Below are 12,065 nucleotides of genomic sequence, written 5' to 3'. Positions count from 1 at the left end.
CAACATGAGAGCGAGCCGGTTCCGGCCCGCGTGCTTGCCCTGAGCCACCACAGCCAGCAGCCGTTTGAATTCCTGCTCTGTCAATACCCGCGCTTGTTTCAACGATCCTCACAATAGGGCTGGTTTCCAGTCCCATTGTTATGTTTCCGATTGAAAGAAAGAGCGACAGAATTTTCGAGCTAAGATTTCCGCAGCAAGAACAATGCGCTAGGTCCACTTTAATTCAAAATGTCACGTTTTGCGTGTTTTATGACATTTCGGGCCACTGCCTGGTAGAAGCGCGACAGTGCTGAGAGCCTGTGCGGTAGTTTCGGAGCATCGATGATCTATTTGCAGATAAACTTACGCGCGCGTTCAAGCTGATTTGTGAGAACCGTGAAGTCACTTGGAAAACTTGCGTCATGCTCGAGGATGCTCGCTCTAATTGGCGCGACCGTTGACAGCCTCTCTAGGAGACTCCAAACCTCTTCGTTCACTATCTCAGAATGTCCATCTATCATTTGGTCTTGATGCCAATATCCTCCAGCCAAGTGTATCTGCACGACATGCTCGATGGGCATCCGAACAATAAATCCAAAAGGATCGAATGAATGATTTAGAGAATTTATGTATACATTGGTAATGTCGAGTAATATGCCGCAATTGGTCGTCTCTACCAGTCGATGAAAAAATGCTTCCTGGGTCATCTCAGCGCCTGGAATATCAAACGGATAGGTAACGTTTTCGATTACAAGAAGCTTTCCTAAATAATCTTGTACACGGTTGACGTTATCGCATGTAACTTGAAGTACGTCTTCAGTAAACCATAGCGGGGACAAATGACCGATCTCCAAGCCGCCGGCGTTTGTCATAGCCAAGTGCTCGCTGTAGAATGGTGAACCGGTAGTTTCGCTGACGATTCTGACCGCCTTAAGATACGACATGTCGAATGTCGACGACCCAAGAGACATTCCAATCCCGTGAGGAATAACAGTGAATTCTTCACATAGCTCCTCCAAAATGCTTGCAGAGTTGCTTTTGCCTAAGAACTGATCGCTGATGATTTCCAAGAAATCGATCTGTGACCTGAACTCAAAAATTTGCTGTCGAATTTCTTGACGGTATCCAAGTCCAGATCCAAGTCGAGGGAGCTGGGATAGCATTGCATTGGTGGACTGCATGGAAACCTCCTCAGAGTTGTCAGTTCTCGGACTCCGAATCAATCGTGGAACGGAACGAAGTCTTGATTCCTGCTCGTGAAGCATCGGCAATCACGCCGATTGCAGCCAGGTGATGAAGGGCACTTCTGACGCTTTCGGTTGTCAAGGACGGTCCAATGTTCAGCTTCGCTTCCTCCACAAGGTCGTGTAGTCTACGGCGGCCGTTGCAAAGGTGAAGTAAAATCCAGGTCGATTTGTTTACTCTGGTCAATACTATATCTCCGTTCGAACTTGGGCGTCTATATATTAAGAACGAATGCTCCTGTGTCGGAACTCGAACTAGAGAACCGCGTGCTTCGATCTCAGTATGCAATGAAACAATGTCGTAAGAAAAATCGACCAACTTAACATTATCGCTAATCACAACAGGCGCCGAGTCTTTGAACTCATTTTCTGTCGTTGCATTATAATCAAGAAGTGATACCTCACGGTACGTACGCTCAAAGCGGCACAAGTTCAGTAAAAAATGTTCCTCGGGACTTGATCTATTTAAGGCAGATTCTAGAAAGTATCCGAAGTCAATGACGTCATCGTAGCCAATTCCATGCGCCCGCGGCAGAAAAAGCTGAAAATATCTTGCCGCTAAATTTTGAAGAATTGTGCCGTTTGCTTTGAAACAACAGGGGTAACCGCGGCGCAACCGGCTCATGCGCTTATTGAACAAAGTACCGCGGAAATTCGTCAGCCTTTTCACATCGATGCCCGAGATGGCGTCTCGTTCTTGAAAAGATAAGCCATAGTGATCTAAAACATCGGAGGGATTATTCACAAATTTCCGAAAGAATTCGTCATCGACATAAATCCGAGCGAGGCATGCTTGCATCTCACTTAAGCTCATAGAATTACCTCATATCAGGGTAAAAGGCTTCGTAGCGCTTCCCTCTGACCGCCCAGTAGCGCCGAGCTACGTGATTTTGCGAACTCATTGACACTCAGTCCATCTTCGAACCAGTGGCGTCGGTCAAAATACAACTCGTAGAATATGTCGAATAGGAAGAGGTCCAGCTTGTTCGAGAACAGTTTACCGAAGGGATGAACTTCCAAGTACTCACTGGGAAGTGTAGTCTCGCACCACCTTGTGAAGCTTTTATAGTGGCTGCTTCCAGACCTTGGAAATCCATGTTTCTCACGGAGAACGATATCGTACATTGGCGTGCCATATCGGCGCAACGCGAGCACTCTCAAGATGTATTTTCCCACGCCTAGATCACTTCGAACCAGCAGATTAGTCGGCAATCCAGTCACAAAGTTCACCACAGAATTGTCAAGGTAGGGTACGCGCATCTCAACGCTGTGCGACATGGATGATCTGTCGACAAATAGGAGATGAAGTCGTTCCAGTTGATGAGCCATATTATCGCGGAGCAACTGCTCCACATAGGCGCCTTCCGTGTCACATTGGACGAGGTTGCTAAGTAGCTCAAACGCTTGTGGGCTAGGCAAAAACCCGGCCTGGCTAAGCTGTTTCAGACGTTCGCCAAAACCGCTAAGGTATTGCTGCGCATGAAGGTATTCCTGATAGCCTCCGAAAAGCTCGTCTGCCCCCTCTCCGTGAAGGCAACCTTTAACAGAAGGCGAGATCGCTCTGCAAAGCAAATGAAATGGCAAGCCATGAAGACTCGCCGGCTCCTCTTGCGTCCACAAATAGTGTGGGACGGCTTCCTTATACGTCTCGAAATCAATAATGATTGGAGTGTGATTAAACTCCAACATTCGCGCGACGTTGTGGGCTTGGACTAAATCGGTATTGTCGGGTGAATCCGCTATTGTGAAAGAAGTCAGCTGTTCAGCCGATACTTCGCGCGCAATCATCGCGATCAATGTTGAGTCCAATCCGCCAGAAAGCGTGAGCCCGATTTTTGTATGAGCGTGTAAATGGGATGCCACAGCGTCCACGAGTGAACACTCAAGGTGCTCAACGGCCTCGTCAATAGAGGTGTGCGCACGGGCGGGCAGTCCGTCGCTATATCTGGAGACCCGCATGTCGGTGAGATAGTTTGCCTCGTGCGAGATGTTTAGGTGGTGGCCGGGGAGCAAGAGCTTTATGCCCTTAAAGTAAGTTTCGTCGCCGACAGCATGCCGAATAAGCCGTGTGTCGATTATAGCCTGCATATTGAGCGTGACGTCAATGTCATCGATGCGCAGAAGAGATTTTATCTCAGATGAAAAAGCAAATCTTTGGCCGGTCTTGCAGATCCAATAGTATAATGGCTTTATCCCCAGCGGATCTCTCGCGATGAATAGATTTTTTTCGCTAACGATTGCGAAAGCAAACATCCCTTCCAGCTTTTGAACGCACCTCTCTCCTAGCTCCTCGTATAGGTGGAGTACTACTTCGCCATCGGTGTCTGTGGTAAACTGATGGCCACGCGAAATTAGCTCGCGCCTCAGGATGTTATAGTTGTAGATCTCGCCATTGAATATTAGCGACAGGTCTCTTGTCTCGTTCAAGATTGGCTGGTCGCCGTTGCGAGTTCCGATTAGTGCGAGTCTATTAGCTCCAAATTGACAATCGCCGAACTGCTGCATCCCCATACCGTCCGGGCCGCGATGGCTCATGGCTTCCAATAAAGGGTAGATCGAACAATTGGAGCCAAAACCGAGTTGCCCTGCGATCCCGCACATACTATGGCAGCCTTCGCGCGGACCGGAGCATGGAATTTGCCTCGCCTATGATACCTCCAAGGGGTGTGCCGGCTTCCCAAGTGCTACATTGAGCAGCCCGTGCAACCGTTGCAACCGCCACAATTCGCCGTTCCCGCTCCTGCATCAGGAATCAGCTTTTTTAGCAGATCATCGATCTGGAAATCGATCTGCAGCTTATTGTCCTTTGTGATGTGGACTTGCGCATCCTTCATCAGGGCCAAAGCCTCCACTCGTGGTTGCGGGTTCGGAACTGATCCGTCATCGTTGCTAGCCATTGCTGAACCTCCAAGTGCTCAAGCGGAACATGAACTGCAACCCTTGCAGCCGCTAGAAATTTCAACTCCGTTGTCTGCTATCAGCTTCTTAACTAAGTCGTCGATAGAAAACTCTACTCTGACAACGTTTGCCTTAACTTCCGGGATCTTCTCAGAGTGCACCGGATCGCCACTCTTTCGAGCGGTGCCTCTCGCCTCATTTCCCCTGTCATTACTTGTCATTCGACTTCTCCGTTTGTTCACGGCGCCCGTCGTTACGAAATGAACACTAACGACGCCAAAAGCAAGAAGCGGCCTGGCCGTCCGATGCAGATTGTAACGAGTTATTAATGTAAGCATGGATTGCGCTTCGAGTAAATAGTGTTGTAGTTTTGGCGAAGAGATATCTGGTGACAAGGTTGAGAGGAGAGCTGATGCTGGCTGGGTCGCCGGGAACCGTCGCACCACACCGCAATTTGCCGTCGATTGATAGTCTCCTCCAGAACCGAGGAGATTTTCTTCGAGAGTTCAAGAATAGGGTCTCGGCGGCTGGGCTTACGGAACGCAGATTGCCAAAAGAATTTTGTCGACACGAAAGCCTGCCTCCGCGTCTGCAACTGCCGATGCTGATGTGGAATGCAAGAAGACGTGATGATGCGTACGGGTCCGCGTATAGACTCTTAGTTCTCCGCGAAGCATTGGATCTAGAAGACGTCATATCTTTCTTTGGTAAGAAGCTATCGGAGGACGCTATAGCTGTCGGGTTGTTCCTTGCTTGGGAGAATAAGGTACAGACACCTTTTGACTGGCGGCTGTATCACGGGTTCCTCGTTTTATCTGATGTGCTTGAGGCAAACTGTATAGGGGCTGTGTTCGGCATTGGGCCCGGAACCAATGCCTTTGCAAACTTCATTCACACTTCAAGGAAAGTTGATCGAGCACTGGATCTTGGCTGTGGAGCTGGTGCAGTGGGGATGTGGATGTCGCGGTTCGCGAACTCCGTTGTGGCAACTGATGTAAATCCTCGTGCGCTGCAATTCGCGAGGATTAATGCTGCTATGAACGACGTGCACAATATAGAGTTTCGCGCGGGAGATTGGTTTGCGCCGGTTAGGGGCGAGGCATTTGATATTGTTGCTTCCCAGCCGCCCTATGTACCTACCCCAGATGGATACTCTGGGGCGCTCTATCGGTTTGGCGGCCGAACTGGAGGAGAGGCCGTTGAGGCAGTCTTCACTGGCATTTCTTCAGCGCTTTCAGCTTCAGGACACGCTGTGATTGTCTTCGAGGTGCCGGAATACGAGAGCCTAGACACGGATTGGCTTCTAAGAGTTTGCAGGACGGAAGGTTGCTCTGTCTCAGTTATCTTAGGGGCGAGTGCGAGTGCCGACGATTATAGCATACGCTTTGGTGCAACGGAATTGGGCGGTACCATCTCAGACTTTGATAGAGCGGCGACCACAATGCGAGAGCATCTTGGAAGTTTAGGGGTAAGTGGAATTCGGCCGGCAGTCGCCGTAATACAAGCTGATGAGCACAAGGCAAGGACAGTTAACATCTTTGGAGTCGAAAACACTCTTTGGGATGAAATTTCTCTCAAGGGACTGCGTAAAATGTCGAATTCGAACGATGGATACTGATCGCTCAGCCAAAAAGAGGCAAGTATGATACATCTGCTCGGTCCCAATGAGGTTCTAATCGGAAGTGACGTGGTCACCCTAGGCGAGCAGCAGGAGCTTACAGTCTGGGCTCAGGAGCGACACACTCGTGGAGAGCTCTTAGCAAATCCTGTGGACGTAGGCGTATTTTCTACGCCTTTTAGAGCGTCAGATAGGGCTCTTACACGGCGCCTTCAGAAAGACGTGGGCGATATTCATGCGCAAAATCTAATTTGGATGCCTGAAGCAGACGAATCTGTTCAAATTCCACTTCCTGATGCTTTCTGGACCATCCGAGACCGTGTCATTCGGCGCTTAAAAATAGAATCTCTTCGTGAGGATAACTATAAAGGATCGTTTCTAAGCTATACTTCGCCTGGAAGTTCCGTTCATAAGCATCTGGACTCTAAGCTCACAGAAGGAGGGCAAGAATTCAGGATCTTGCGCTGTAATGTACTCTTCAGGAAGCCATCGGAGGGTGGTTTGCCTGAATTTGATTGTGGAGTGGTAGACATACCTGAGAGAGGATTTTGGGCTTTTTACCCCACGGACCTAGTTCATGCCGCATCCCCCGTAATTGGCCGCCTCTACAGAGGTTTACTGTCGTTCGGCTTCTTGGTGTCTGATGACGAACTCTTTAGACGCGGGTTCAAGATTTCTACGGAATTTCGATCAGCGATGGGGCTGGGCGATGATCCAAACTGGCGCTCCGCCGTTCAGGAGCGGCTTGCACAAAAGCAGAGCGATCAGACAGACTCGGCGCAGCTTGCCATATTGAACTTCGCAGTATCGAAGGAGGGCTATTTCTCCGTCGAAGAAGCTGCCGCAGCCGCGGACGTCTCTCCGGTGTTTGCGCACCACATGTTGATAATTCTTCATAAAAATCGAATGATAGAAAGTATGTCGTCAGATAGTATACTGTCGGATCGTATTTTATATTTGTAAAGTAGAGAACGAAAATTGCCGTGAGGAAATCTATGGGGGCCGTTCACATGAAAATATGTGTTGTTGGGAAGTATCCACCAATCGAAGGGGGTGTGTCGGCTCAGACTTATTGGCTGTGTAGAGGGTTGGCGCAGCGTGGGCATCAGATTCATGTTGTGACTAATGCCGACGAGGTTGAGGAGCGCTATCGAATTCAGTTACTTCCTGACGACAATCCATTTCTTCAGCCGGAGTTCAGTGAGTCTGGTGGTTTCGTGAAGGTGCACAACGCTACACAATATGACACTTCCGTAATGGGGCATATTCCGGCAGGCAACCCATTCGTTACGAAGCTAGCATCTCTTGCGACAGACGTCATACGCGCCCAAGGCTGTTCAATGGTACTGGGCTATTATTTTGAGCCATACGCGATGGCTGCGGCGCTTGCTTCGGTATGGACAGGGATGCCGCTCGTAATCAAGCACGCTGGCAGCGACCTCGACAGATTATTTGCGGTTCCGGATTTGTCAGCCGCATACCGCGAGATGCTCAAGATGGCGGACATAGTTGTCACGCAGCCTCACCTAGTAAATCGTTTCGTGGGAACAGGCGTGTCGCGAACTAGAATTCGCACTGGCCTGACCTTTTCTCCGGATCCCACATTTTTTCATCCTCATGCGATTTCTGCACTCCCGGGGACCCGCTTCGAGCTTGAGAATACCACTCCGGGCGTCCCATCGATAGGTATTTATGGGAAGATAGGAGTGGCAAAGGGCACGTTTGACTTGATCTCCGCGCTCAGGAATCTGGCCGATGACGGATATAGATTCAATTTCCTTGCATTGGTAGGCGCTGAGCAGGGCGCGCGCCTGATGGAGGAGATTGGGAATGGAGCTCTAGCAGAGCGAACCACAGTTATCCCGCTAATGCCCAACTGGAGAGTACCGTCATTTCTAAAAAAATGCGACGCAATCTGTTTTCTCGAGAGAGATTTCCCCGTGCAAATTCACGGACCCATTGTACCAACAGAAGTGTTATCTTGCGGAAGATGTTTGGTGCTATCGTCTGAGATCTTCGACAAGCTTAAATATAAAGAAGACTTGGTCGATATGCGCAACCTTGTGGTGATCGACGATCCAAAGGATATCCAAGGATTAACTAGAAAGCTCGGATCCGTCCTTTCGGATATTGATCGGGTCCGCTCGATAGGGGCAGAAGCTGCGAAATTGTTTCCAGTTGAAACGCAAGTGCAAGATTGGAATGATTTCATCGGGGGATGGGAGCGATTGATCAAAAATTGTATTTCCAACCACCGACTTGCTGGATCAGAGGCGAGAGAAGAGCCAACTTCTCAGCAAGATGCCGGAAGCCTATTGCCGGAACTGCCTTCTTTCGTTGAGGAGAACATCTCAGGAGCATATCACGCGGTATCCTGGAGGCAAGAAGATCGCTGGGATTACGACAAGGCTCTTCAGTATTGCGAAGCTCTACTAGCGTTCGTTAAGGATTCAGAGCCAACTCAGTGGAAATCGCAATTTTGCGATGCATTGCGTTACGCACACGCGCGCCTCTTAGTTGGACATCACATGACGGTGCCGAAAACAACGTCACAATTCCCGGCTATCTGTCGCATCGGCAACCGAAAGCTCTCCGATCATAGCCTAACACTATTTCCCATCGTTGCGCGCGACATCGTTTTTAGATCATTTGAATATAATGTGTCAAAAATATTTTTGATTAACCCTGGCAGGCCCCAGCCTCCTAAGCAAATTCTTCAGGATTTACTCGAATTGCCAGTGGAAGATCTTCGGGTAGCATTTGTTAGGACCCCAAACCTAGCGCCCGTCGAGCTCCGTATCGACGACGCCACATATCGGCTGATGCGTTTGTGCGACGGGACTCGTACCGTGAAGGCAGTGACAGATATGATGGCCCAGTATTTCTGCCGAACGGAAAGTGATGCTCAAGTTTCCTTGAAGGTCGAGGATGCTCTCATGCGCCTTAAGAAGGATAAATGTCTCGTATTCGCAGAGTGGCGTAACGGGTATGGATGGGAGGGGGGAGATAGGTGACGACAGGACTGATCGTTGCGTGAAGCCGAGAGGTTGTCATGTGTGGTTTTGCTGGATGGGTTGGGATCGAGCTGGCGCCGAGCGAGCGTGACAGAGTGCTTGCACTTATGGCGAACCGCCTGTCGCGACGAGGCCCTGACGACGAGTCGATTAGAACTGCCAGCATTTTTCAGGTCGCTTTTCGAAGGTTGGCGATTGTTGACTCAGCTGGCGGTCGTCAGCCCTTTGTCTCCTCGGATGGCCGGTATGTTGTGGCTGTGAATGGCGAGATATACAATTACAAGAACCTTTATAGTTTATATCTTCCAAATGTGATGCCGGCTTCTGACTCTGATTGCGAGGTTGTAATGCACCTCTTTCAGAAATATGGCCCTAATTTTGTTGGCATGCTGAATGGAATTTTTTCCATTGCTGTTTGGGACGACGTAAGTCGTACGCTATTTCTTGCGCGCGATCGATTAGGTGTTAAGCCGCTATATGTCGCCCCCGTCTCACATGGATTAATCTTTAGTTCGGAATTGAAGGCACTTGTGGCCCACCCGTCATCGCCCAGGCGGCTCGATCTTAGTTGTTTAGAGCACGTTCCCAATAGTGTTTACCCTTATGAACGCTCGAACGGGGTTGCGCTTGCCACCGGAATCCAAGGCATTCAATGGGTTGACCCGGCACAATATTTGATCTGGAGGGACGGTTATGTCTCCAATCATAATTACTGGTCGCCATTCGAGAGTACAGCGCACGATAAATTCATGAATTCGACGACGGAAGTCATAGAAAGATATAAAAATATTTTAGAAGATAGTGTTAAGATTCAGCTAATGAGTGAATATCCGGTGGGAATTTGCTTAAGCGGAGGCGTCGACTCTTCCCTTCTTGCCTCAATCGCAAAAAAAATTGGGTGTGATTTGACTGCATTTTCCCTGAGGAGCAGTGTAAATGAAATTTCTGGCGATGCTGAATCGGCTAGGGATATTGCTCAGATCTTAGGAATTCCCTTTAATTCAATTGCACCTGATGATAGAAATGCAGCTGGGCATCTCCGGAATTTAACCCTTCAAGACGTGGAGGAGTTAATTTGGGCGCTTGAGCAGCCACTGTTTGAGCCTGAGATTTTGCTTAAGGAGCACCTGTATCGTACGGTTAAGAAGTCGCACCCCAACGTGAAAGTTCTTTTGATTGGCCAAGGAGCGGATGAGTTTGCAGGAGGATATTCCGGATTTGCCGCACCCGATTGGTTGAATTTCGCGTCGATGGAATCCCGGGCCTATCGCATCGCTACCAATAAGATGATCGAGGTTTCCGCTCCTCTGCGGCCCTATATCCGTCTCGCAAGGCAGGATGGGGACGACGAACGCGATTGGCAGAGGATTAGGCTTGGTGACCTTGCTGCGTATAATCTCTGGCATGAAGATCGGACGTCAGCTTCAAACGGCCGCGAAATTCGAGTGCCCTATTTGGACCACAGGTTGGTGGAGTTGCTTTGCTCAATCCCGACCAAGTGGCATTCGCATCTCTTCTACGACAAGAGGATTGTACGCGAAGTTGCAAGGCAATACATTCCGGAAACCTTCGCAATGCTTCCTAAAGTTCCCTTTTTCGCCGGCGGGCTGATGGGGGTTAGGCAATCTGAGGAAATGATGAAATTGGCCAGTGCGGCCATATTTCAAGAATTTTGCTCTTCATACCTCAGCCAGTCCGATTCGTTATTCAATCATGATGAGATTGAACGGCTATATTCTTTAGGCGACCGAGGTTATCCTGCCGCGAACTACCTCCTGATGAAGTGTATGAGCGTCGCAATATTCCAAAGAAAATTCTGTTCGGCTTAAATCTTTGTAACTAATCGAAGGTCTGTAATTCCAAAAACAAGGTAGGCCAATTCAGGAATTTGAAGACTAAGCTAGTGTAGGCTTGGAAGATTCTTCTGAGCGTCACGGATCTGGCATAGTGAATAGCCCCTAGATTTGTAGACGCCTTCTCCCCTAAATTTGAGGCACGAGGCCTACATGGGCAAAGGCAATTTCACGGAAGAGTTCAAGCGCGACGCGGTGCGTCAGGTTACCGAACGAGGCTATCCGGATGCGGAGGTTTCGCAACGGCTGGGGGTCAGCCAGCATTCGCTCTACGAGTGGAAGAAGAAGTTTGGCACGTCGAATGCCAAGGCCGGCGACGAGACCGACGAGATCAGGCGGCTGAAGAAGGAACTGGCTCGCGTCACCGAGGAGCGCGATATCTTAAAAAAAGCGGACGCGTACTTCGCCAGGGATGCAAAGTGAAGTACGCCTTCGTCGCCGAGCATCGACGGCAATTCTCGGTGCGAACGATGTGCCACTGCCTGCGTATCCATCCCAGCGGCTTCTATGCCTGGCTCAAAGCTCCGTTGAGCAGGCGAGGCATCGAGGATAGGCGACAGACCGACCTTTTGCGGAAGTCATGGGAGGAGAGCGGCAAGGTCTACGGCTATCGGAAGCTTCACGACGACCTTCTCGACCAAGGCGAGACATGCTGCCCGAACCGGATTGCACGTCTGACCCGCAGTTCGACGTCGAAGCTCCGGACAGAGCCTGGGTCACGGATATTACCTATATCCGGACCTCCGAGGGCTTCGCCTATCTTGCCGTCGTCATCGATCTCTATTCTCGCCGGGTGATCGGCTGGTCAATACAGAGCCGTCAGACCACGGATGCTGTGTTGCAGGCTCTGCTTATGGCCGTGTGGCGGCGCAAGCCGGAAGACCAGGTGCTGGTCCACTCGGACCAGGGCTCGCAGTTCACCAGCATGGACTGGGCCTCGTTCCTCAAGCATCACAATCTGGTCCACTCGATGAGCCGACGTGGCAACTGCCATGATAACGCGGTCGCTGAGAGCTTCTTCAATCTTCTGAAGCGGGAGCGGATACGCCGTCGGGTCTACCGCTCACGCGATGAGGCACGGCAAGATGTGTTCGATTACATCGAGATGTTCTACAACCCGAAACGCAAGCACGTCAGAAACGGAATGCTGTCGCCCGTCGAGTTCGAGAAACAGCAGAAAATCTAACCTGAGGGTGTCTACGAAACGCGGGGCTATTCAAGATGTCGTGCCAGATATTTTGAAACTGAGTTAACTTTAGTTTCCAAGTTTGGGGTAGCGCAGTCCTAGCGCAGCTGCGATCGTGATCCATATAAATCAATAGCTTATAACCATGCACGACCAATTCCGATGAGGCAGATCAGTCGTTTTCGAAATTTCAAGACTGAGCTAATTGAGCCGCACCAGGTTTGCCGAAGACCGTTTGATTTAAGTTATGCGGCCATGGGTGGCGCGTCCAGC

Annotated in this window: 10 protein-coding genes and 1 pseudogene; 7 read left to right on the top strand and 4 right to left on the bottom strand. The window is 49.9% G+C overall.

Annotated elements, in window-relative coordinates; all coding sequences use genetic code 11:
- Window positions 1–326: 326 nt before the first annotated feature.
- The 4 genes from AC2YI2_RS34575 to AC2YI2_RS34560 form a co-directional block, all read right to left on the bottom strand.
- Entirely contained in the window at window positions 327–1,160 is an 834-nt protein-coding gene (locus AC2YI2_RS34575) for an MbnB/TglH/ChrH family RiPP precursor modification enzyme (protein WP_487391053.1), read from the bottom strand.
- Between the two features lie 19 nt (window positions 1,161–1,179).
- Complete coding sequence (locus AC2YI2_RS34570; protein ID WP_487391052.1) at window positions 1,180–2,037, bottom strand: hypothetical protein; 858 nt, start codon at window positions 2,035–2,037, stop codon at window positions 1,180–1,182.
- A gap of 14 nt (window positions 2,038–2,051) precedes the next feature.
- Window positions 2,052–3,824: an asparagine synthase (glutamine-hydrolyzing) gene (gene asnB, locus AC2YI2_RS34565; RefSeq protein WP_487391051.1), complete on the bottom strand. Its 1,773-nt coding sequence runs from the start codon at window positions 3,822–3,824 to the stop codon at window positions 2,052–2,054.
- Between the two features lie 83 nt (window positions 3,825–3,907).
- Window positions 3,908–4,120 (bottom strand): hypothetical protein, encoded by a 213-nt coding sequence (locus tag AC2YI2_RS34560; RefSeq protein WP_487391050.1) that lies wholly within the window; start codon window positions 4,118–4,120, stop codon window positions 3,908–3,910.
- A gap of 602 nt (window positions 4,121–4,722) precedes the next feature.
- Here AC2YI2_RS34560 and AC2YI2_RS34555 point away from each other — a divergent pair.
- The 7 genes and pseudogenes from AC2YI2_RS34555 to AC2YI2_RS34525 all read left to right on the top strand — a co-directional run bounded on the left by AC2YI2_RS34555 (window position 4,723) and on the right by AC2YI2_RS34525 (window position 11,792).
- Entirely contained in the window at window positions 4,723–5,739 is a 1,017-nt protein-coding gene (locus AC2YI2_RS34555) for a methyltransferase (protein ID WP_487391049.1), read from the top strand.
- Between the two features lie 24 nt (window positions 5,740–5,763).
- The gene (locus AC2YI2_RS34550) at window positions 5,764–6,702 is read left to right on the top strand and encodes a hypothetical protein (RefSeq protein ID WP_487391048.1); all 939 of its coding nucleotides are present in this window, start codon (window positions 5,764–5,766) and stop codon (window positions 6,700–6,702) included.
- A gap of 32 nt (window positions 6,703–6,734) precedes the next feature.
- Window positions 6,735–8,753, top strand: coding sequence for a glycosyltransferase (locus AC2YI2_RS34545; RefSeq protein ID WP_487391047.1), 2,019 nt, complete (start codon window positions 6,735–6,737; stop codon window positions 8,751–8,753).
- A gap of 38 nt (window positions 8,754–8,791) precedes the next feature.
- A complete protein-coding gene (asnB, locus tag AC2YI2_RS34540; protein ID WP_487391046.1) occupies window positions 8,792–10,582 on the top strand; it encodes an asparagine synthase (glutamine-hydrolyzing) in 1,791 nt (596 codons plus the stop codon).
- Window positions 10,583–10,759: 177 nt separating this feature from the next.
- Window positions 10,760–11,029, top strand: coding sequence for a transposase (locus tag AC2YI2_RS34535; protein ID WP_487391045.1), 270 nt, complete (start codon window positions 10,760–10,762; stop codon window positions 11,027–11,029).
- 47 nt (window positions 11,030–11,076) lie between these two features.
- A pseudogene (locus AC2YI2_RS34530) lies at window positions 11,077–11,229 on the top strand (IS3 family transposase); the annotation flags it as partial.
- A gap of 26 nt (window positions 11,230–11,255) precedes the next feature.
- Window positions 11,256–11,792, top strand: coding sequence for an IS3 family transposase (locus AC2YI2_RS34525; protein WP_487391044.1), 537 nt, complete (start codon window positions 11,256–11,258; stop codon window positions 11,790–11,792).
- Window positions 11,793–12,065 lie beyond the last annotated feature (273 nt).

This window comes from Rhizobium sp. SRI_017, assembly GCF_057586295.1.
Note: the sequence above shows the minus strand (reverse complement) of the source record. Positions and strands in the feature narration are given on the sequence as shown.

Coding starts and splice junctions, on each gene's coding strand:
- AC2YI2_RS34550 (WP_487391048.1), top strand. CDS start 5,764: ATGATACATCTGCTCGGTCCCAATGAGGTTCTAATCGGAAGTGACGTG.
- AC2YI2_RS34560 (WP_487391050.1), bottom strand. CDS start 4,120: ATGGCTAGCAACGATGACGGATCAGTTCCGAACCCGCAACCACGAGTG.
- AC2YI2_RS34545 (WP_487391047.1), top strand. CDS start 6,735: ATGGGGGCCGTTCACATGAAAATATGTGTTGTTGGGAAGTATCCACCA.
- asnB (WP_487391051.1), bottom strand. CDS start 3,824: ATGTGCGGGATCGCAGGGCAACTCGGTTTTGGCTCCAATTGTTCGATC.
- AC2YI2_RS34555 (WP_487391049.1), top strand. CDS start 4,723: ATGCTGATGTGGAATGCAAGAAGACGTGATGATGCGTACGGGTCCGCG.
- AC2YI2_RS34525 (WP_487391044.1), top strand. CDS start 11,256: ATGCTGCCCGAACCGGATTGCACGTCTGACCCGCAGTTCGACGTCGAA.
- AC2YI2_RS34535 (WP_487391045.1), top strand. CDS start 10,760: ATGGGCAAAGGCAATTTCACGGAAGAGTTCAAGCGCGACGCGGTGCGT.
- AC2YI2_RS34570 (WP_487391052.1), bottom strand. CDS start 2,037: ATGAGCTTAAGTGAGATGCAAGCATGCCTCGCTCGGATTTATGTCGAT.
- asnB (WP_487391046.1), top strand. CDS start 8,792: ATGTGTGGTTTTGCTGGATGGGTTGGGATCGAGCTGGCGCCGAGCGAG.
- AC2YI2_RS34575 (WP_487391053.1), bottom strand. CDS start 1,160: ATGCAGTCCACCAATGCAATGCTATCCCAGCTCCCTCGACTTGGATCT.